Below are 20,263 nucleotides of genomic sequence, written 5' to 3' on the forward strand. Positions count from 1 at the left end.
CTTGCGGCGGAGATGTCATCGGAGATGACAGAGGGGGGTAGCGCCGCGAACACAGCTGTCGAAGAATATGGGGAACTACCCCCCTCTGCCCTGCCGGGCATCTCCCCCTCAAGGGGGGAGATCGGTCTGCCGCGCGCGCGCCACTCCAATTCATCGCGTGAAACTTCACTCTTCCCAATGAACATCCGTGAGAACGTTCGACGGGATCGGTTCGTTTTCCCACAGGCCCTTCACCTTGCCGTCCCACACGCCAAGTTTCGGCATCACGAACAGGAAGAGCGCCGGCACGTCGTTGGAAAGGATGGTCTGTGCCTCGCCGTAGAGCTTTTCCTGTCCGGCGGCATCGGAGGTCATCTCGACCTTTTTCAGCACGTCGTTGAAGGCCGGGTTCTTGTAGTTGAAGTAGTAGGGATCGCGGGAATAGATGTCGATGTCCATCGGCTCCGCATGGGCGACGATGGTCATGTCGTAGTCGGCGGCCTTCAGCACATCGGCCACCCATTTCGCCGGGAATTCGGTGGTCTCGATGTTCATCGTCACGCCGATTTCCGCAAACATCGCCTGCAGCACCTGCGAGGTGCGCTGCGCATAGGCCATCTGCGGCGCCTTGATGGTGAAGGTGAAGCCGTTCGGGAAGCCAGCCTCGGCCAGCAGCGCCTTCGCCTTGGCGGCATCATAGGGATAGACGCCGGTCAAATCCTTGTAGCCGCGGTCGTTCGGCGTGTAGTGGCTGCCGATCGGTGTGCCGAAACCGGACCAGGCGCCTTCGACGACGGTGGCGCGGTCGACTGCCATCATCAGGGCCTGACGTACCTTCTTGTCGCTGAACGGCTTACGGGTGTTGTTCATGCCGGCGACGACCTTGAGCTCGGTATTGCCGATAACCGTCGTCAGCCGCTTGTCGCCCTCGAAGGACTTGATCAGTTCGGGCGCCCCGAATTCCGGGAAGGCATCGACGTCGCCGGCCTTCAGCGCCGCGGCCTGGGCCTGCGGATCACTGATGAAACGGAATGCCGCGGTATCGAGCTTCAGGGAGACGGCCTTGTTCCAGTAGTCGGCATTCCTGGCGAGATCGACCTTGGAGCCCTTCGACCAGCTGACGAACTTGAACGGGCCGGTGCCGATCGGAGTCGTCTTGTTGTCGGCGGCCGATTTCGGTTCGACGATGGTCGAGGACGGCCAGCCGAGCCAGTAAAGCAGGCTGCCGGCCGGCTGCTTGAGCTTCAGCACCAGCGTCGAAGCATCGGGCGTCTCGACCGTATCGATCGAGGCAAAATAGCGCTTCTGCGGATTGACCGAGTCTGCGCCGCGGGCGCGGTCGATCGAGAACTTGGCAACCGCGCTGTCGAAGGCGACGCCGTTATGGAACTTGACGCCCTGGCGGAGCTTGAACGTGTAGGTCAGGCCGTCGGGCGAGATCTGCCAGCTTTCGGCAAGCTGCGGCTGGATCTTGCCGGCCTTGTCGATGGTCGTCAGGCCTTCAAAGATGTTCTGCCAGGTCACCTGGCCGATCGCGACCGGTGCGGCGATCGTCGGATCGAGGCCGGCCGGCTCAACCGTCATGCCGACTGTGATCGCGGTCTTCGCCGCCGCCTCGGCGCCGGTTTGCCCTAAAAGCAGGCCCGCGCTCACCGCAAGGCCAAAAGCTGCACTCTTCAATATGGTAGCAGAGCTCAAAAGTGTCATCCTGCCCATCCGTCATCCCCTTTTTTTTGGAACGAGACCCGCCTGATCGGCACCTGCGGGATCTTCGATTGCCAAAAGTGTGTCATTTCGCAGGTGCACACACAATGCAGAATTTTGTGTTCTCTGTGTAGCCGAAAACGCTACACAGACGTAATTAGGCGCCTGCCCTTTTAGGCGCCGATTTGCGCGCATCGGCGCCGCGCATGAAGCGCTCGATGAAATCGACGAGCTTGCCCGCCGCGAACGAGAGCTGGCGGTCCGGCGCGACACAGAGATCGATGGGCGTGCGCACCGCCTTGCCGGCGGTGATCGGCACCGCCGCAAGCTGGCCGGAATCGATTTCGCGCTGCACCGCAAGCGCCGGCAGCAGCGTGACCGCCGCGCGACGCAACACCAGTTCCTTCAGCATTTCCAAGGAACCGGTGACGAAGACCGGATCGAGCTCCAGCCCGTCCTTGGCGAACAGTTCCTCGAAGGCCTGTCGCGCGCCGAAATTCTTGTCCGGAAGAGCGAGCGGCATGTGGATCAGGTCGCGCAGGGTCAGTTCCCTCGCACCGGCGGACGGATGGTCGGCGGCCATGATGACGTCATAGGTGATTTCGGAGCGCAGCCGCACCTTCACCCCGGATATCTTTGGTGCAAACAGCGTCACGACCAGATCGGCTTCGGCGGCGGCGAGCGCCTCGACCGCCTCGCGCGCACTGGTGATCGCCACCTCGAACCGCAGTTTCGGGTAGCGCAGGCTGAATTCAGCAAGCACCGGAGCGATCAGGTTGGCGACCGTCGCGCCGTTGGCATAGATCACCACCTTGCCGCGCTGCAGGCCCTGCAGGTCGTCGATCAGCTGGTGGACATGTTCGAGCTCGCGCAGCGTCCGCCCTGCCCGCGCCGCCAGCAGCTCGCCGGCGGCGGTCAGCTTGATGCCGCGATTGCTGCGCTCGACGAGCGGTGTGCCGAAATAGTGTTCGAGGTTCTCGATCTGGCGGGAGACGGCAGTAGCCGCCACATTCAGGTTCTCGGCCGCCGCCCGCATCGAATTGGTGCGGACCAGTTCGTCGAAATACATAAGCGCTCGAAGCTGCATGCGATCCTGCCGGCTGAAACATGTCGCCCGAAAGCGGGGAGCGGTTCCGGGATAGTGACACAGATAAAATCGAGACGCCCGTCAGCCGCGGCGAAAACCTTCGCTGGCGACGAGCAGCTGGCGGGTATAATCGGCTGAAAACTCGCGGTTTTCCAGTGCTTTCCGCGGCACCGTCTCGACCACCTTGCCGTTTTTCATCACCGCCAGCCACTCGCACATATGGCTGATGACGCCGAGATCGTGGCTGACCATCACGAACGTGAGGTTGCGGTCGCGGCGCGCCTGTTCGAGCAGATTGAGGATTTCCGCCTGGATCGAGGCATCCAGCGCCGAGGTCGGCTCGTCGAGCAGCAGGATCTTCGGCTCCAGGATCAGCGCCCGGGCGATCGCGATGCGCTGCCGCTGGCCGCCCGAAAGCTGATGCGAATAACGGAATCGGAAGCCCGACCCGAGACCGACCTCGTCCAGCGCCCGGTTGATGCGCGTCTCGATATCGGTGAAACCGTGAATGACGAGCGGTTCCAGCAGCAGCCGGTCGACCGTCTGGCGCGGGTGCAACGAGCCATAGGGGTCCTGGAACACCATCTGGACGGTGCGGTAGAACTCCTTGTCGCGCTTGCGGCCGGAATAAGGGCGGCCGTTGACGCTGAGCGTGCCCTGGTCGAACGACGCAAGACCCGAGACGGCACGCAAAAGGGTCGATTTGCCGGAACCGGATTCGCCGACGATGCCGAAGGATTCGCCCGTGCCGATATCGAAGTTGACATGATCGAGTGCTGCAAACTCATCGTATGTGACGACCATGTCGCGGATGGAGAGAGCCGAAGTCATAGCGCCCACTCCGGCTTGCGGTCGAGCACGGGCAGCGGATGCCGGTCGGAGCCGATGGTCGGCAGGCAGTTGAGCAGCCCGCGCGTATAGGGATGCTGCGCATCGGCGAGATTGGCGGCCGGCAGTTCCTCGACGATCCGGCCTGCATACATGACGATGACCCGGTCGCAGAAGGAAGAGACGAGCCTGAGATCGTGGGAGATGAAGATCAGCCCCATGCCCCGGTCGGCCACAAGCTTGTCGAGGATATCCAGCACTTCGAGCTGCACGGTGACGTCGAGCGCCGAGGTCGGCTCGTCGGCGATCAGCAGTTCCGGACCGCAGACCAGCATCATGGCGATCATCGCCCGCTGCCCCATGCCGCCGGAAACCTCGTGCGGATAGAGCGAAAAGACCCGTTCCGGATCGCTGATCTGCACCGCCTCCAGCATGGCGAGCGCCCTGGCCTTGGCCGCCGAGGTCGAGATCTTCTCATGCGTCTTCAGCGTCTCGACGATCTGCCGGCCGATGGTCATCACCGGGTTCAGCGAATATTTCGGGTCCTGCAGGATCATCGCCACCTGCTTGCCGCGCAGGTCGCGCCGCTCGCGGGCCGGCATGGTGAGCAGATCCCGGTCGCCGAAAGCCAGCTTTCGTGCGCTGATCCTGGCGTGGCCGGGGGTCAGGCCCATGATCGCGCGCCCGGTCTGCGACTTGCCGGAGCCGGATTCGCCGACGATGCCGAGCCGTTCGCGGCCGAGCGCGAAAGAGACGCCGCGCACCGCCTGCACGTCGCCGGTGCGGGTCGGGAAGGTGACGCGCAGATCCTCCACCGTCAGAAGCGGCTTGACCGGCACCGTCATTGGCCTGCCTCCTTCGGATCGAGCGCATCGCGCAGGCCGTCGCCGAGCAGGTTGAAGCCGAGGCTGACGATCAGGATCGCAAAACCCGGCATGGCGGCGACCCACCATTGATCGAGGATGAAGCGGCGGCCCGAGGCGATCATCGCACCCCATTCGGGAAGCGGCGGCTGAGCCCCGAGACCGAGGAAGCCGAGGCCCGCGGCGGTAAGGATGATGCCGGCCATGTCGAGCGTGACGCGCACGATCAGCGACGAGACGCAGAGCGGTATGACGTGGCGCAGCACGATGCGGAAGGGCGAAGCGCCCATCAGCTTCACCGCCGAGATGAATTCCGAATTGCGGAAGGTCATCGTCTCGGCCCGTGCGATACGCGCATAGGGCGGCCAGGAGGTGACGGCGATGGCGAGGATCGCGTTCTCGATGCCGGGACCGAGGGCCGCGACCAGCGCCAGCGCCAGTACGAGCTTGGGGAAGGCGAGGAAAATGTCGGTGATCCGCATCAGCACCGCATCGACCCAGCCGCCGGCATAACCGGAGACCGTGCCGACGATAAGACCGATCGGGGCGGCGATGATCGCCACCAGCACCACCACCAGCAGCGTCAGCCGCGAACCATAGAGCAGCCGCGAGAGGATATCGCGGCCCTGGTCGTCGGTGCCGAGCAGATAACCCGGGGAGCCGAGCGGCAAGAGGCGGGAATTGCGCAGGTCGCCGACAACGGGATCGTGGGGGGCCAGAACGCCCGCGAATGCGGCGACGAATATAAGCCCGAGGATGATCGCCAACCCCATCAGCGCCAGTCGGTTTTCGGCAAACCGGCGCCAGACGATATAGGCCCGGCCGAAACGCGCTTGGCGGCGCGAGGTCGGCCGGTCGGAGAGGAGCCATTCGCGGCTGTAGGGTTTGAGAGAGGTTTCGGTCGCACTCATCGGCTACGCGTCCTCGGGTCCAAAGTCCGATAGAGAAGATCGGAGAAGATGTTGATGCCGACGAAGACCGCTCCAATCACCAGCGTGCCGCCGAGCACCGCGTTCATGTCGGCATTCTGCAGCGAGTTGGTGATGTAGAGGCCGAGGCCCGGCCAGGAGAAGATGGTCTCGGTCAGCACCGAGCCTTCCAGCAAGTTCGCATAGGACAGCGCAATCACCGTCACCAGCGGCACGCCGGCGTTGCGCAGCGCGTGGAACCAGATGATCCGCGTTTCCGACAATCCTTTGGCGCGTGCCGCCACCACATATTCCTGGGAAAGCTCGTTCAGCATGAACGAGCGGGTCATGCGGCTGATATAGGCGAGCGAGAAATAGCCGAGCAGCGCCCCGGGCAGCGCGATGTGCCGGAACAGGTCCCACATCACGTCCCACTGGCCCTGCATGGCGGCATCGAGAAGATAGAAGCCGGTCTGCGGCGTGAAACTGTATTCGTAGACGATGTCGACGCGGCCGGGGAAGGCGACCCACCTGAGCTGCGCATAGAAGAGCACAAGCGACAGCAGCCCCAGCCAGAATATCGGCACCGAATATCCGATCAGGCCGATGACACGGACGACCTGGTCCGCGATGCTGCCGCGCCGGACCGCCGCGAGGACACCGAGCGGAATACCGAGGACCGAACCGATCAGCGTACCGATCGTCGCAAGCTCCATGGTGGCGGGAAACACACGCTTGATATCTTCGAGCACCGGATTGCTGGTCAGCACCGAGGTGCCGAGATCGCCGGAAAGCGCCTGTTTCGTATAGATGACGAACTGTTGGTAGAGCGGCAGGTTGAGCCCCAGCTCGATCCGGGTCCGTTCGACGAGATGGGCCGGCGCCCGGTCGCCGACGATCGCCAGCACCGGGTCGATGGGGATGACCCGGCCGATGAAGAAGGTGACGACCAGGAGGCCGAATATGGTGGTGACCACCGTCACCGCGAAACGCAGGACGGAGGCCAGGGCAGACGATGCACGGCGCCTATTGCGCCGTGTCGCCACGGATGTTTCGGGTAAGGTCAAGGAACTGGCCTCTCAGGCTTAATCCTTGGAAACCGAGAACACGTAGTTGGTATCGAATGTCGGGCCGAGCTTGAAGTTCTTCACACCCTTGCCGACGCCGGCGACTTCCGTCTGCTGGAAAATCAGCGCGAACGGGCCGCTTGCGAGCAGCTTTTTCTGCAGGCTCTGGTAGATCGAGGCCCGCTTTGCCGAATCCCGTTCCAGGAAGCCCGACTTGGTTTCCTTCGTCAGCTCCGGAATGTCCCAGGCGTTACGCCATGCGAGCGTCTTCGAGGTGCCGTCGTCGGCATTGTTCGGGTTTGAGGTGAAGGTCTCCGCATTGGAGTTCGGATCCCAGTAGTCGACGCCCCAGTAGCCGATATACATGTCGTGGGTGCGGGCACGGTACTTGGTCAGCGTCTGCTTGCCATCGCCGGGAATGATTTCCAGCTTGATGCCGGCCTGGGCGAAGGTCTGCTGGATGGACTGCGCGATGCCGGTGGTCGGCTCGTTGTTGCGCACGTCCATGGTCACCGAGAAACCATCCTTCAGTCCTGCCTTGGCGAGCAGTTCCTTCGCCTTGGCGACATCGAGCTTGTAGGGCTTGTCGTCGATCGAGCCGAGAATGCCCTTCGGCAGGAAGGTCTGGTGGACTTGCCCCACGCCCTTGATGAGGGTCGATCCGATCGCATCGTAATCGACGAGATATTTCATCGCCTCGACGACCTCAGGCTTCTTCAGGTTCGGGTTCTTCTGGTTCATGCTGAAATAGAAGACCGAGCCCTTCGGCGCGCTGGTGATCGTCTGCCCCTTTTTCGAAACCGCCTCGATATCGTTCGGTTCGAGATTGCGGGCGACGTCGATGTCGTTGTTCTCAAGCGCCAGACGCTGCGCGGCGCTTTCCTTCATGTGACGATAGACGACCCGGTTGAGCTTGGCCTTCTCGCCCCAATAATTGTCGTTGCGCTCCAGCACGACCACTTCGTTGGCGCGCCATTCGCGGATCTTGTACGGGCCGGAGCCGGCGAAATTCGTCTTCAGCCAGGCATTGCCGTAGTCGTCGTTGGTGACGTGCTGACTGACAACCTTCTTGTCGACGACCGCAGCAACGGTCGCGGTCAGGCAGTTCAGCACGAAGGACGGCGCATAGGACTGGTCGACGGTGAGCACGAAGGTGCTCGGATCCTTGGCGATCGCCTTCTGGGCGACGTTGTCCTTCTTCAGGCCGAACTGGTTGAGGATGAAGGCCGGAGGGCCGTCGATCTTGACCGAGCGCTCGAACGAATAGGCGACGTCCTCGGCGGTGATCGGGTTGCCGGAGGCGAATTTCAGCCCCTGCTTGATCTTGAACGTGTAGGTCAGGCCGTCGTCGGAAACGCTCCAACTCTCGGCGAGGTCCGGCGTGACCTTCGAGGTGTCGTTGATGTCGAGGCGGACGAGGCGGTCGTAGCTGTTGCCGTTGACCTCACCGGCCGAGAATTCGAACGCCTGGCCCGGATCGAGCGTGATGATGTCGTCGAAGGCGAGCCCGATGACGAGCGTGTCCTTCGGCGTCACCGCGAAGGCCTGCGGTACGGCGAGCAGCATCAGCGACAGCGCCGCGCTCGTGGACAACACGCGGAGCCGCTTGTTGAGTGTATTGATCATGGTCTGCATTCCCCTGTTTTTTGTTCGTTGGACCTTTGGAAAGAAGCCTATTCGTGCCAGGCCTTCCCCAAAACTCTGAGCCAGTTTTCCCGGCATAGCTTCTTCAGCTCTGCGTCAGCGTAGCCCGCTCCCTTGAGCGCCGCAACCAGATTTTGATTGCCCGCAGCATCATGTATTTCTTCGGGAATCGAGGCGCCGTCGAAGTCCGATCCGAGCGCCACGTGATCGATGCCCATGCGTTGCACCAAGTGGTCGATATGGCGCACCATGTCCGAAAGCGGCGTGGCGACATTGTCGCGCCCGTCGGGGCGCAGCATGGTGACCGCGTAGTTGAGACCGACGAGGCCGCCGCTTTCCTTGACCGCATCGAGCTGTTTGTCGGTGAGGTTGCGGGCGACCGGCGTCAGCGCATGCGCGTTCGAATGGCTGGCGATCAGCGGCTGGTCGGAGGTCTTCGCGACATCCCAGAACCCCTTCTCGGTGATGTGGGCGAGATCGATCAGGATGCCGAGCGTATTGCAGGCCTTGACCAGTTCGAAGCCATGGTCGGTGAGACCGGGACCGGTGTCGGGTGACATCGGATAGGCGAAGGGCACGCCATGGCCGAAGATGTTGTGGCGGCTCCAGACGGGCCCGAGCGAACGCAGGCCGGCGGCGTGGAAGACTTCGAGATTGTCGAGATCCGCATCAATCGCCTCGCAGCCCTCCATGTGCATGACAGCGGCAAAGATACCGTCTTCCATCGCCTTGCGGATGTCGGCGGTCGAACGGCAAAGCCGCCAGGCGCCGGCGCGGTCGAGGCGGAGCGCAATCGACGCCATTTCGAGCGCGGTCGTCAGCGACGGAAGATGATCGAGCGGGACGGATAGCGGCGTGACGTAATGGCCGTTCTGATCGGGTTCCTTGAGCACCAGTTCGCCGGATGGGATGTAGATGGCGCAGAGACCGCCTGCGAGCCCGCCGGCCTTGGCACGCGGCCCGTCGATATGGCCGTTCGGGGTGCCGTTCGCAAATTCGGCAATCGGGTCGCCGCCTGCCTTCATGTTCCGCCAGAGCCGCAGGAGCACGTCGTTATGGCCGTCGAACACCAGTTCCATGAAGTTTATTCCCGATTGTCTTGTGAAAGTTCAAAGGTGAGCAATGCGGCGATCCTAGCCAGCCGCTCCTCTTTCGCAAGCCGGAAAACGCGTCAGGGCATCCAGCTCCCCTCGCCCGCCTTCTTCAGCATCGGGGTCCTGAAAACGCTTGTCACACGCGGCCGCCATTCCGTGCCGAACGCATCGAGCTTGTCGTGCCAGCGCTCCGATTGCAGCATGGCCGCACCGATGACCACCGGCTCGATCCCGAGCGAGGCCATCAGCGTCAGCCCGGAGACGATCGAGGTGCCGCTGGAAATCACGTCATCGATAAGCGCCACGCGCCTGCCCTTTATCAGCGGCAGCATCCGCGGATCGGCATAAAGGCGCTTCTGCTGTTCGGGTGTGGTAATCGAGGAGAGCGGCACCGACAGGCTCTCGTCGTACCAGAACTTTCGCGAGGTCCCGAGCGGCACGTAACGCAGGTGGCCGAGCGCGCGGGCGACGGCAGCCGCAAGCGTCAGGCCCAAAGTCGGCAGGCCGACGATGACTTCCGGGCGAAAAGCGGCGATCTTGGGCGCTAGGTCAGCGGCAAGCGCGTCCTGCACATCGAAACTCGCCTGGTTGATGATGAGGGAGGCGAGCGCGTGCTCCCCGTCGGCGAGCGGCCGGATCGGCAACCGGATCTGGCTGCCGTCGTCCAATGTCGCGGGGAAGAAGCCGGAAAACGGCCCTGCCCTGTCGAACGAACCTACCGGATGGACGTCCTGCCAGAAATCATGCGGCTGCATTCGCTTTCCCTATTCGAGAATTTCGAGGATCGGCGATTCCAATAGCGTGCCGGTGGCGACGTCGGCAATGCCGCGATCGGTCTGGTGCGGGCCGGGATTGCAGGCAAGCGTGGCGCCGAAACAGGCCTTGAACACGAGATAAGGCGGCTGCCAGTCGACGAGACCATCCATGGCAGCGCGGATTTGTCTGAAACCTTCGGCCACCTCCGCCATCGGCGCCTCCGAGACGAGGCCGGAAAGCGGCAGCGGCAACAGGACTTCGACCTTGCCGCCGGTTGCCACCGCCATGCCCCCGCCGGCGTCGATCACCGCATTGGCGGCGGCGGCCATATCGGCCGGATCGGACCCGAAGACGGTGAGGTTGTGGCTGTCATGGGCAAGCGTGGTGGCGAATGCACCCTTCCAGGTGCCCCAGCCGGTCAGGAACCCAAGACGGGTGCGGCTGTCGGCGCGGCCGTGGCGGTGGGTCACGGCGATCAACGTCGTGCCTTCCGGGGGTACCACGGAACCATCGACGACATCCGCATCCGTCTGCCCCCAGTTCGTGAAGCGCGGACGATCGATCGTCGCGAGCCTGACTCTGCGGCCCTTTGCGGGCAGCTTGAAATCTTCCGCCCGAAGCGGCTTGAGCTTGACCGAATCCTGCAGAACGCAGGGGGCGGTCGCATGGAGTTCGACCGTCATGACGCCGTCCCGCGCGATCAGCGTGCCGCTGGCAAAGACGTGGCGGGCGCGGAAATCCGCGAGATCCTCGAAGAGCACTATGTCGGCCCGGCGACCTGCGGCAATCAGGCCGAGGTCGGGACGACCGAGGCGCGCCGAAGCGTTGAGTGTCGCCGCCTGCAGCGCCCATTCCGGTTTCATGCCATAGCGCACCAGCCGGCGCACCACGTCGTCGAGGCCGCCGCCCTCAACGAGATCGTCCGGAAAGACGTCGTCGGTGCAGAGCGTCACCGTCTGCGGCAGGCGGCCAAGCGCGTTGAGCGCCTCGACGAATTCCGGCAGCAGGTGGTCGTGAGAACCGCGCATCTCGATGGTCAGCCCCGCACGCAGCTTGGCCATCAGGTCGGCAGCGGAGACGAGTTCGTGGTCGGAAGTAATGCCCGACGCCATGAAGGCTGCGAGATCCGGCCCGGCGAGGCTGCGGGCATGGCCGCAGACCAGCTTTTCGGACACCAGCGCCGCCTGCACAATGGCGCTCATGCGCGGATCGCGGTCGATGACGCCGCGCATGTTCATGACCTCGGCAAGCCCGCCGATCTTCGGCCAGAACAGCATTTCCTCGATCGTCGCCGCATCGAAATCGGCCCCGGCCATTTCTAGGCCAGGCGCAGACGGCACGCAGGACGGCGCCAGAACGACGGCGCGCAGCGGCAGCGGCTTCACCGCTTCGAGCGCCCATGCGACACCTTCGGTCCCGTGCACATTGCCGAATTCATGCGGGTCCCAGACGACGGTGGTCACCCCGCGCGGCAGCACGGCGCCCGCATAGGTCGCCGGCGTCACCATCGAACTTTCGATATGCATATGCGTGTCGATGAGGCCGGGCGAGATGAACGTACCCGTCGCGTCGATGATCTCCGCGGCATCGGAGCGGGAGCCGGCCTCGTGGACGCTGGCAATCACCGGCCCGACGAGACCGATATCGGCCGGGCGCAGTTCGCCGGTCACCATGTCGACCAGCGTCCCGCCCGATATCAGGATGTCGAACGGCGCATCGCCACGCGCGGCGGTGACGGCACGGTCACGTAAGCCCGGCTCGGTGAATTCCTGTACACTCGAGATGATACTCTTCACCAGCTTGCCTCTGCCCGCAGTGTTTCAAGAATGATGGCTCTCGCCTTTTCGACGTCGATATCGACGCCATAGGCCGCGTTGAATTCGCCCCGGCCGGTGCGCGTCTCGACGACGGTGCGGCCGCGCGTCAGCGTGCCGGACAGTTCGACATCGATGCGCGCCTCGCGCCAGGTGACATGTTCCGGAAAGGCGAAGGCGACGGCCGCGACCGCATCGTAAAGCGCCATGGCCGGACGGCCGCGGCTGGTGGCGATCGCCACGAACCCTGCGAGAAGATCGGCAACCAGTTCCGCATTACGCCCGCCGGCAGCCCGGATCGGCGCAACATCGTCCGGCGCGCAGAGCACCTTGCGGCAAAGATCGAGATCGACCATCCGCAACGGGATCTTGTGAGCGAGCACGATCGCCAACGCCTCCGGATCGGCAAAGGCGTTGAACTCGGCGGATGCGGTATGATTGCCGTTGGTGACCCCGCCGCCCATCCAGGTGAGATCGGTGATTCTGGCTGCAAGATCCGGCCGGGCGAGCGCCACCGCCGCGATATTCGTGAGCGGTCCAAGCGCCATGATGCGGCGATTGCCCCCCTCTTCACCATCGCCTTTGCCCTTTTCGAGCCAGGAACAGAGCGCCTCGAAGGCATCGGTATGAAACGCATCCGGCGCTTCGGGCAAGGCCCGGCCCGCGGTCGGGATACCGGTCTGGCCTAGTATGCCTGTCGCAGTCTCCATTTTGGCCAGCACCGGTGCAGCGCGTCCGGCATGGACCGGGAAGGGCCAGACGAAAGCGGAGGCCGCGCCGGCTGCATTGCGGCGGACATGCTCGATAGGCGCGTTGCCGAAGACCAGTGAAACGCCGTCGACGCCGAGCCCCGCATGCGCTGCGACCATGATCGCAGCGATGTCGTCGAAACCCATGTCCGTGTCGATCCAGATACCCATGTCAGCAAATCCTACACGAATCGCGAGAGCGGCGCGGCCTTTTCGGCCGGCAGGTCGAAGGTGAGGCCGGCACCCAGCGCATGCGCCGGCTGGCTTGCCTCGACCTCTGCCTTGATCGGGCCAAGCGCGGTATCGAGCAGGTATTCCCGTGCGTCGCCGGCGAAGGAAGTACCGCGCACGGTGCCCTGGAAAGGACCTGTCCCCAGGGTCACCATACGCGGCCGCCAAGCAAGGCCCGCCGCTGAAGGGGCCTTGCCCGAGAGATCGATGAGACCTGCGCTGGTCTTCATCTTTCCGTTTTCGAGCGGGAAAATGTTTTCGAACCCGACGAAGTCCGCGACGAAGGACGATGTCGGGCGGTTGTAGATGTCTTCCGGCGAACCGATCTGCTCTATCTTACCGCTCTTCATGACCACAATGCGGTCGGCGAGCGCCAAAGCTTCGGCCTGGTCGTGAGTGACGAAAATCATCGTCACGCCGGTCTCCTTCTGGACGCGCTGCAACTCGGTGCGCATTTCCAGCCGCAGGCGGGCGTCGAGATTAGACAGTGGCTCGTCGAGCAGCAGCACCTTCGGCTCCATCACCATCGAACGGGCGAGCGCCACGCGCTGCTGCTGGCCGCCGGAAAGCTCGGCCGGCTTGCGGTTGGCGAAGGCCGACAGTCCGACGGACTTGAGGCCAGACTGGACCTTGGTCTCGAGCTCCGGCCCACGCATGCCCTTGAGCTTCAGCCCGAAGGCAACGTTCTCGTAGACGGAGAGATGCGGGAACAGCGCATAGGACTGGAACATCAGGCCGACGGCGCGTTTGTTGGCAGGCACCCGGGTGATGTCGGCGCCGTCGAGGCGGACATGGCCGCTTTTCACCGCCAGCAGGCCGGCGATTGCCCGCATCGTCGTGGTCTTGCCGCAGCCGGAGGGGCCGAGCAGCGCGATCAGCTCGCCTTTGCGGATGTCGAGATCGAGGTTCGCGACGGCGACGGAATCGCCATAGGCGAGCGTCAGCTTTTCGAGCGAGAGATAGGATGCATCAGACATAGCGGGAGAACCCCAGGAAACGTTCGGCAATAAAGACGATGCCGATGGAGAGGAAGGCGAGCAGCGAGGAGAGCGCTGCGACGGACGGATCGAAGACGATTTCCATATAGGCGATCATGTCGACCGGCAGGGTGCGCACGCCAGGCCCCGAGAGAAACAGCGAGACCGGCACCTGGTTGAAGCTGGTGACGAAGCCGAGGATGAAGGCCGACATGATGCCGCCGCGGATGTTCGGCATCACCACCCGGAAGAAGGCGCCGAGCCGCGAGGAACCGAGAAGAACCGCCGCTTCCTCGATGTCGGAGCGCAGGTTGTCGAGGCTGGCGGAAACGACCCGCACCGCATAGGGCAGGACCAGCGCCGTATGGGCGAGGAACAGCGCCAGGGTGATGCCGACCTGGAAGGGCACGACGATATAGCGCAGCAGCGCCAGGCCGACGATGATGCCCGGCACGATGATCGGCGCCGAAACGATGGTCCGGACGATCTCGGCGCCCGGCAGCTTGTAGCGCGACAGGGCGTAGGAGGCCGGGATGCCGAGGATGAGCGCCGCCGCCGTGCCCCCGATCGCCAAAAACAGCGACATGCCGAACGAGGCGCGGAAACTTTCGACCGTGAACACCTTGGCGATCCAGCGCAGCGAAAATCCCTGCGGCGGGAAGGCAAGCGTCTCGCCGGCCGAGAAGGAGGCTGCGACGATGATCAGGAACGGCCCGATCAGGAAGGCGATCACCAGCAAGAGCGTGATCGGGATGAAGAGGCTGCGCAGCGTCATGCCTGGCTCCTCTGCTTGTTGCGCGCCGTGGCGACCCGCTTGAGGAGGATGTTGGCGGCAAAGCTCATGACGATCAGGATGAAGGCGATGACGCTTGCAGCGACGAAATTGTTGGAGACCGCAACCTGCTGGTAGAGCAGCGTTTCGAGCATCAGCACCTTGGAACCACCGAGGATCGCGGGAGTGATATAGGCGGTCAGCGAGCCGGTGAAGACCAGCGTTCCACCGATCACCAAGCCTTCCTTGGTGAGCGGCAGGATGACCTTCCAGAACACCTGAAACCAGTTGGCACCGAGCACGCGGGCCGCCGGAATGGCGTCCTTCGGCATGTTTTCCAGCGCCGAGATCAACGAGATGATCATCAGCGGCAGGAAGAGCTGCAGCAGGCCGATGAAAATAGCCGTCTCCGAGAACAGGATCCGCAATGGCGCCTCGGTGATGCCGAGCGCCTGGAAAGCCTGGTTGACGATGCCGGTGCGGCCGAGGATGACGATCCAGGCATAGGTGCGGGCGACCGGCGAGATCATCAGCGGCAGCACGACAAGGCCGGTGACCTTGCCCTTGGCGCCGGGCTCCAGGCTGACGATCGCGAACGCCGCCGCATACCCGATCACCGCCGAGGCGATCGTGACAATCGCACCGAGCCTGAGCGTGCGCAGGAAGACCGTCTGGTTCAGCGAATTGGAGAAGAAGTCCGTATAGGCGGAAATCGTCCAGCCGCCGGTCGGCACGCGAAATCCATCCGATAGCAGGATCACGACAGGCACGAGAAACACCGCCGCCGCGAAGATCGCGGCCGGCAGCGCAAGTGCCAGCGCTTCAGCCCTGTTCTGGAACATGGTGGTTCGATCCTGTTCAATAAGTCGGGATGCGGACAGGCATTGGCGCGCTGCCCGCATCCCTCAGCCTTGGGAGGCTATTCCGTGGTTGCGTTGGCCCTTACTGGCCGACCTTCTCGTTCCAGGTCTTGATCCAGCCTGCACGGTTGTCGAGTGCGACGGCGGACGGGATCAGCTTCAGGCTCTTTGCCGTTTCCTCGCCATAGGTGAGGTTGTTGGCGAGCGCTTCGGAAAGCTTGACGTCCTTGTTGGACGGGCTGTCGATCAGCTTTTCGGCGAGCTTGGTCTGGACTTCGGTCGAGAGCCAGAAATCCATGAACTGCAGCGCGAGATCGCGGTTCTTGGAGCCCTTGGTGACGGTCATGACGTTCATGCCGCCCGTCTGGCCTTCCTTCGGCATGGCCCAGGCGATCGGGAAGCCGAGCTTGGTGAAGGGCGCCCAGGTGAAGCGGCCGATCGGCGCGGCCCAGATTTCTTCCTGCTGCATCAGCTGCACCAGCTGCGACGACTTTTCGTAGAAGGTGACGATCTCGCCCTTCTTGGCGCCAACCGCTTCGATCGGAGCCTTCAGGTCCGGGGTGTCCTTGGCAAGCGCCAGGCCCAGCATGTAGAGCGCCGGCGGCCCCTGGTTGGTGGTGACGTTCGGCCATGCGACGTGGCTTGCATATTCCGGCTTCAGCAGATCGGCCCAGCTGTCGATCTTCATCTTGTCGGAGCGATAGGCGATCGAGGTGGCGTAGAACGTGTAGCCGACGCTCATGCCGTCGCCGTTCGGATCCTTGGCAATGTCATAGAGCTTGCCGAAATTCGAAATCTTCGAGGTGTCGACCTTGTCGATCAGGCCGGCGCGCGAGGCAGCGAGCGCATCCGCCATCGAGATGACGGCCATGTCGACGACGGGATTGGCCTTGTTGGCCTCCATCTTGGCGAGGCGCTCGACGCTGTTGCCGGTCTCGACAACCAGCTTGCAGCCGCAGATCTTCTGGAAGGGATCGTAGACGATCTGCTTGTATTCGTCCTGGGCGAGCGCATAGACGGAAATCGTCAGCGTCTTTTCCTGGGCGAGGGCCGGGGTTTGCGCGGCACCCATGGCGAGCATCAGGGCGGCGCCCGACGCAAGAATGACCTTGTTCATGATGTGATTTCTCCTGCTGTCGGCGTGTTGGGGGTTGGGGCATGCAAATTCGGTGTGCGGCCGGCGTACGGGGCAGCCGTCGACTGGCGCGCGATGAGCTGCATCGGGACGCGGTCCGTCTCGGAGGTAACGTTGCCGGTCGCAACCTCCTCGGCTCCGTTCTCGGCCTCTCCCTCGGGCTCGATCGCACGGATCAGCGCGGCAATCGCCAGATCGGCGATCGTCGCCATGTCCATCCGTACCGTGGTGAGGGCCGGCGTGACGACCGCCGACCAGATGAGATCGTCGAAACCGGTGACGCTGACCGTTTCCGGCACGCCGATGCCGGCGCGCTGCAGTTCCGTCAGCGCCCGAAGCGCCGAAAGATCGGAGACAGCCGCAAAGGCCGTAAAACCCGCCCTGGCCTTGTCCGCCAGACCGAGCGGGCAGCCTTCGCCCGAAATCGCCTCGACTTTCTCGATCCACATCGTATCGCATTCGACCTGCGCGCCGAGGCCGGCCTTCAGCCCGCCGATGCGGTCGTTCTGCACGTTCGAGGAGGCGCTGGTGCCGATCAGCAGGACCTTGCGGTGGCCAAGCTCTGCAAGATGGCGGCCCATCTGGCTGCCGCCTTCCCAATGGTCGGCCGAAACGGTATTGCCGGGCGTGGAAGGCGTATCGATCACGGCAACGGGGCAGCCGACATCGGCGATCCGCGTGCCGCGCCGGGGAACGATGACCATGCCGTCGACGCCGCGTTCCAGAAGCCGGCCGATCGCCTCGGTCTGCGCCGCGATATCGCCGCGGGAGTCGGCGATGAGCACGCCATAGCCGGCATTCGAGGCCGCATTCTCGATCGCCTGGGCGATCTGCGGGAAGAGCGGGTTGGCGATATCCGGCAGGACGAGCCCGAGGACGCCGGTACGGCCGGTGCGCAGCGCCCGGGCGGTCAGGCTCGGCACGTAACCGAGCTCGCTTGCCTTGGCCCGCACCTTCTCGATAAGCTCCGGCGACACGCGTCCCTTGCCGGAAAGCGCATTCGACACGGTCGCCGCCGACACGCCGAGGGCGGCAGCGATGGCGCTCATGTTCGGTCCGGGACGAGGTAAAGCCATAGGATGCTCTGATTAAACGTTTAAGCACGAATACTTTGCTCGAAAGACTTTGTCGAGTCGTTTGTAAATACCAGTCCGGATATCCCCAATGCGGCCTTGACTTCCCCGCCCCGACCTGTGGAAATCCTCGGGTTTCATAAGGAAACAGTGATGCAGGACGACGAGACAACCGGCCTTTCCGCGACAGCACTTTCGGAAGCAATCCATGATGGCCGGGCCTCCTGCGTCGAAGTGATGACGGCCTATCTCGAACGGATCGACAGGCTCAATCCCGCAATCAACGCGATCGTCAGCCTGCGCAGCCGGGAAGAGCTTCTGGCCGAGGCCACGGAACGCGACGCAGAGCTTGCCTCAGGCAAATCGCGCGGGTGGATGCATGGCATGCCGATCGCCATCAAGGACCTCTGCGAAGTGAAGGGCATCCGCTGCACCTACGGCTCGCCGATCTTTGCCGATTTCGTGCCTGAGAAGGACGAGGTGATGGTCGAGCGCATTCGCGCGGCCGGCGCGATCATCATCGGCAAGACCAACACGCCGGAACAGGGGCTTGGCTCGCAGAGCTACAATCCGGTGCACGGTATCACCAGGAACCCCTACGACCTGACCAAGACGGTCGGCGGCTCGAGCGGCGGCGCGGCGGCGGCCCTTTCGGCCCATCTCCTGCCGGTCGCCGATGGCGGCGACATGATGGGCTCGCTGCGCAACCCCGCGGCCTTCAACAATGTCGTCGGTTTCCGCCCGAGTTTCGGCCGCGTCCCCTCCTCCCTGAAGCTCGAGAACTTCATGGGCCAGCTCTCCGTCCTTGGACCGATGGGCCGCACGGTGCGCGATGTTGCCGCCTTGCTTTCGACCCAGGCCGGTTACGATCCGCGCGATCCGCTATCCCTGCCGACCGAGGACCTGACGCCAGATGACAGCCGCGACTTTTCAGGCGCCCGCGTCGCCTGGCTCGGCGATCTCGGCGGTTACCTGCCTTTCGAACCCGGCGTGCTTGAACTCTGCCGGGCGACGCTTCCGGTCTTCGAACGAATCGGCTGCGCGGTGGACGCGTTCGTTCCGGACTTCGACATGGACGACCTCTGGCGCTCCTGGACGACGCTGCGCAGTTGGCTCGCCGCGAGCGGCATGCGCGACAACTACGACGATCCGGAAAAGCGCGCCAAGATGAAGCCCGAGATCATCTGGGAAATCGAGCGCGGGCTCGACATGACCGCGCGCGAGGTGCATTTCGCCTCGAAACGCCGCAGTGCCTGGTATCAACACCTGCTGACCGTGTTCGACCGGTACGATTACCTGATCCTGCCGTCCGCCCAGGTCTTCCCCTTCGATGCGGAAACCCATTGGCCGAAGGAGATCGGCACCCGGACGATGGACACCTATCACCGGTGGATGGAGGTGGTGGTCCCGGCCTCGATGGCCGGCCTGCCGGTCGCCGCCATGCCCGCCGGCTTTGGCGCAAACGGCTTGCCCGCCGGCATCCAGATCATCGGCCGCCCGCGCGCCGACAAGGCAGTACTGGAGATTGCGCTTACCTATGAAGCGGCCACGGATTGGTTGGATAAGCGGCCCAAGCTTTAACGGTACTCGCCCTCTCCCCCTTGCGGGGGAGATGTCATCGGAGATGACAGAGGGGGGGTGGTACCGCGAATTCAACGGCCGATGGAATATGCGGAGCCATCCCCCTCTGCCTGCCGGCATCTCCCCCGCAAGGGGGAGATGGATGTGGCTACCACCCCACAACTTCTTCCCTGTACCGGCCGATCTCCTCGATCAGCCAAGCACGAAACGCGACGACCGGGTGGAAATCCGTCTTGCTGAGCGGGGCGACCGCGTAATAGGCGCTGGTGCCTCTGACCTGATGCGGAAAGGCCTCGACAAGCTGGCCGGTCGCAAGCTCCGAGTCGATCAGGAAAAGCGGCATCAGCGCAACGCCAAGCCCGGTGATACAGGCCTGGGCGACGTTGCCGAACTGCTCGAAGCGCATTCCCTGCGACGGCGTGCCGGTGATGCCAAGGCTTTCGAACCAGTGGTTCCAAGCCCCCGGCCGCGAGGCCATGTGCAGCAGCGGCAGGCGCATCAGATCCTCGGCCTTTTTGATCGGGTGCGAAGCGAGGAATGCCGGCGATGAGACCGGCGCCACCATTTCCTCCATCAGGAAGGTGCATTCCGCGCCCGGCCAGTCCGGCTGGCCGATATGGATCGCCATGTCGATGCCGTCGCGGTCGAAATCGAAGACCCCGATGCGGGTGGCGAAATTGAGCGTGATCTCCGGATGCCTTGCCACGAATTGCGGGATGCGCGGCATCAGCCAGCGGGTGCCGAAAGTCGGCAGGATTGCCAGGTTCAGCTGGTCACTATGCCGTTTGGTCATGACCTGCAGCGAGGCGGAGCGGATCTGCGACAGTGCGTTCGCCACCGCCTTGGCATAGTCGGCGCCGGCGGAGGTGAGGCTGACGCCGCGGCTGGTACGGTGGAAAAGCTGGATCCCCAATTGCTCCTCCAGGCCGGAAACCTGCCGGCTGATCGCCCCTTGCGTCAGCGACAGCTCTTCCGCCGCGCCTGAGAAACTGCCGAGCCGGGCAACGGAATCGAAGGCCGCGAGCGCGGAGGTGGAGGGAAGCAGTTTTCGCGAGAGGCTGACCATCGCCTATTACTATAGATCATGGCTTGATGAGTAAACGGTGCTTGCTCTCCGGCGCTATGCTGGCGATAATCCTTT

The 20,263-nt window shown here is 63.6% G+C and carries 18 protein-coding genes; 1 reads left to right on the forward strand and 17 read right to left on the reverse strand.

Annotation, left to right across the window (positions count from 1 at the left end):
- Window positions 1-165: 165 nt before the first annotated feature.
- The 16 genes from LZK81_RS17320 to LZK81_RS17395 form a co-directional block, all read right to left on the reverse strand.
- Window positions 166-1,695, reverse strand: coding sequence for an ABC transporter substrate-binding protein (locus LZK81_RS17320; RefSeq protein ID WP_233954044.1), 1,530 nt, complete (start codon window positions 1,693-1,695; stop codon window positions 166-168).
- Window positions 1,696-1,840: 145 nt separating this feature from the next.
- Window positions 1,841-2,770, reverse strand: coding sequence for a LysR family transcriptional regulator (locus tag LZK81_RS17325; protein WP_233954045.1), 930 nt, complete (start codon window positions 2,768-2,770; stop codon window positions 1,841-1,843).
- 81 nt (window positions 2,771-2,851) lie between these two features.
- Entirely contained in the window at window positions 2,852-3,601 is a 750-nt protein-coding gene (locus LZK81_RS17330) for an ABC transporter ATP-binding protein (RefSeq protein ID WP_233954046.1), read from the reverse strand.
- Complete coding sequence (locus tag LZK81_RS17335; protein WP_233954047.1) at window positions 3,598-4,443, reverse strand: ABC transporter ATP-binding protein; 846 nt, start codon at window positions 4,441-4,443, stop codon at window positions 3,598-3,600. The genes LZK81_RS17330 and LZK81_RS17335 overlap by 4 nt, the downstream gene beginning before the upstream one ends.
- Window positions 4,440-5,372, reverse strand: a complete 933-nt coding sequence (locus tag LZK81_RS17340) for an ABC transporter permease (RefSeq protein ID WP_233954048.1) — start codon at window positions 5,370-5,372, stop codon at window positions 4,440-4,442. The genes LZK81_RS17335 and LZK81_RS17340 overlap by 4 nt, the downstream gene beginning before the upstream one ends.
- Window positions 5,369-6,415 (reverse strand): ABC transporter permease, encoded by a 1,047-nt coding sequence (locus LZK81_RS17345; RefSeq protein ID WP_370649349.1) that lies wholly within the window; start codon window positions 6,413-6,415, stop codon window positions 5,369-5,371. The genes LZK81_RS17340 and LZK81_RS17345 overlap by 4 nt, the downstream gene beginning before the upstream one ends.
- A 39-nt stretch (window positions 6,416-6,454) precedes the next feature.
- Window positions 6,455-8,062 (reverse strand): ABC transporter substrate-binding protein, encoded by a 1,608-nt coding sequence (locus LZK81_RS17350; RefSeq protein ID WP_233954049.1) that lies wholly within the window; start codon window positions 8,060-8,062, stop codon window positions 6,455-6,457.
- Window positions 8,063-8,109: 47 nt separating this feature from the next.
- Window positions 8,110-9,159 (reverse strand): dipeptidase, encoded by a 1,050-nt coding sequence (locus LZK81_RS17355; RefSeq protein ID WP_233954050.1) that lies wholly within the window; start codon window positions 9,157-9,159, stop codon window positions 8,110-8,112.
- A 92-nt stretch (window positions 9,160-9,251) separates the two neighbouring features.
- Entirely contained in the window at window positions 9,252-9,929 is a 678-nt protein-coding gene (locus LZK81_RS17360) for a phosphoribosyltransferase (protein WP_046604431.1), read from the reverse strand.
- 9 nt (window positions 9,930-9,938) lie between these two features.
- A complete protein-coding gene (locus LZK81_RS17365) occupies window positions 9,939-11,726 on the reverse strand; it encodes an adenine deaminase (protein ID WP_233954051.1) in 1,788 nt (595 codons plus the stop codon).
- Window positions 11,723-12,664 carry a nucleoside hydrolase gene (locus LZK81_RS17370; protein ID WP_233954052.1) on the reverse strand — a complete coding sequence of 314 codons (942 nt, stop codon included), beginning with the start codon at window positions 12,662-12,664 and terminating at the stop codon, window positions 11,723-11,725. Before LZK81_RS17370 ends, LZK81_RS17365 begins: the two co-directional genes overlap by 4 nt.
- 11 nt (window positions 12,665-12,675) lie before the next feature.
- On the reverse strand, window positions 12,676-13,701 hold the full coding sequence (locus tag LZK81_RS17375) for an ABC transporter ATP-binding protein (RefSeq protein WP_233954053.1): 1,026 nt from the start codon (window positions 13,699-13,701) through the stop codon (window positions 12,676-12,678).
- Window positions 13,694-14,476, reverse strand: coding sequence for an ABC transporter permease (locus tag LZK81_RS17380; protein ID WP_046624683.1), 783 nt, complete (start codon window positions 14,474-14,476; stop codon window positions 13,694-13,696). Before LZK81_RS17380 ends, LZK81_RS17375 begins: the two co-directional genes overlap by 8 nt.
- Window positions 14,473-15,315 (reverse strand): ABC transporter permease, encoded by an 843-nt coding sequence (locus tag LZK81_RS17385; RefSeq protein WP_046604426.1) that lies wholly within the window; start codon window positions 15,313-15,315, stop codon window positions 14,473-14,475. The genes LZK81_RS17380 and LZK81_RS17385 overlap by 4 nt, the downstream gene beginning before the upstream one ends.
- Before the next feature lie 100 nt (window positions 15,316-15,415).
- The gene (locus LZK81_RS17390) at window positions 15,416-16,450 is read right to left on the reverse strand and encodes an ABC transporter substrate-binding protein (RefSeq protein ID WP_046604425.1); all 1,035 of its coding nucleotides are present in this window, start codon (window positions 16,448-16,450) and stop codon (window positions 15,416-15,418) included.
- Window positions 16,447-17,544, reverse strand: coding sequence for a LacI family DNA-binding transcriptional regulator (locus LZK81_RS17395; RefSeq protein WP_233954054.1), 1,098 nt, complete (start codon window positions 17,542-17,544; stop codon window positions 16,447-16,449). Before LZK81_RS17395 ends, LZK81_RS17390 begins: the two co-directional genes overlap by 4 nt.
- 150 nt (window positions 17,545-17,694) lie before the next feature.
- Between LZK81_RS17395 and LZK81_RS17400 the strand changes: the two genes are divergently transcribed.
- Window positions 17,695-19,122 carry an amidase gene (locus LZK81_RS17400; protein WP_046604423.1) on the forward strand — a complete coding sequence of 476 codons (1,428 nt, stop codon included), beginning with the start codon at window positions 17,695-17,697 and terminating at the stop codon, window positions 19,120-19,122.
- Window positions 19,123-19,270: 148 nt separating this feature from the next.
- Here LZK81_RS17400 and LZK81_RS17405 read toward each other — a convergent pair whose 3' ends face one another.
- Window positions 19,271-20,188, reverse strand: a complete 918-nt coding sequence (locus tag LZK81_RS17405) for a LysR family transcriptional regulator (RefSeq protein WP_046604422.1) — start codon at window positions 20,186-20,188, stop codon at window positions 19,271-19,273.
- Window positions 20,189-20,263 lie beyond the last annotated feature (75 nt).

It is taken from the genome of Neorhizobium galegae (genome assembly GCF_021391675.1).
GTDB lineage: Bacteria > Pseudomonadota > Alphaproteobacteria > Rhizobiales > Rhizobiaceae > Neorhizobium > Neorhizobium galegae_B.

Excerpts from the sequence above, each read along its gene's own strand:
- LZK81_RS17395 (WP_233954054.1), bottom strand. The coding sequence starts at position 17,544 with ATGGCTTTACCTCGTCCCGGACCGAACATGAGCGCCATCGCTGCCGCC.
- LZK81_RS17385 (WP_046604426.1), bottom strand. The coding sequence starts at position 15,315 with ATGTTCCAGAACAGGGCTGAAGCGCTGGCACTTGCGCTGCCGGCCGCG.
- LZK81_RS17360 (WP_046604431.1), bottom strand. The coding sequence starts at position 9,929 with ATGCAGCCGCATGATTTCTGGCAGGACGTCCATCCGGTAGGTTCGTTC.
- LZK81_RS17320 (WP_233954044.1), bottom strand. The coding sequence starts at position 1,695 with ATGGGCAGGATGACACTTTTGAGCTCTGCTACCATATTGAAGAGTGCA.
- LZK81_RS17325 (WP_233954045.1), bottom strand. The coding sequence starts at position 2,770 with ATGCAGCTTCGAGCGCTTATGTATTTCGACGAACTGGTCCGCACCAAT.
- LZK81_RS17355 (WP_233954050.1), bottom strand. The coding sequence starts at position 9,159 with ATGGAACTGGTGTTCGACGGCCATAACGACGTGCTCCTGCGGCTCTGG.
- LZK81_RS17390 (WP_046604425.1), bottom strand. The coding sequence starts at position 16,450 with ATGAACAAGGTCATTCTTGCGTCGGGCGCCGCCCTGATGCTCGCCATG.
- LZK81_RS17375 (WP_233954053.1), bottom strand. The coding sequence starts at position 13,701 with ATGTCTGATGCATCCTATCTCTCGCTCGAAAAGCTGACGCTCGCCTAT.
- LZK81_RS17370 (WP_233954052.1), bottom strand. The coding sequence starts at position 12,664 with ATGGGTATCTGGATCGACACGGACATGGGTTTCGACGACATCGCTGCG.
- LZK81_RS17350 (WP_233954049.1), bottom strand. The coding sequence starts at position 8,062 with ATGATCAATACACTCAACAAGCGGCTCCGCGTGTTGTCCACGAGCGCG.
- LZK81_RS17400 (WP_046604423.1), top strand. The coding sequence starts at position 17,695 with ATGCAGGACGACGAGACAACCGGCCTTTCCGCGACAGCACTTTCGGAA.
- LZK81_RS17380 (WP_046624683.1), bottom strand. The coding sequence starts at position 14,476 with ATGACGCTGCGCAGCCTCTTCATCCCGATCACGCTCTTGCTGGTGATC.
- LZK81_RS17405 (WP_046604422.1), bottom strand. The coding sequence starts at position 20,188 with ATGGTCAGCCTCTCGCGAAAACTGCTTCCCTCCACCTCCGCGCTCGCG.
- LZK81_RS17330 (WP_233954046.1), bottom strand. The coding sequence starts at position 3,601 with ATGACTTCGGCTCTCTCCATCCGCGACATGGTCGTCACATACGATGAG.
- LZK81_RS17335 (WP_233954047.1), bottom strand. The coding sequence starts at position 4,443 with ATGACGGTGCCGGTCAAGCCGCTTCTGACGGTGGAGGATCTGCGCGTC.
- LZK81_RS17340 (WP_233954048.1), bottom strand. The coding sequence starts at position 5,372 with ATGAGTGCGACCGAAACCTCTCTCAAACCCTACAGCCGCGAATGGCTC.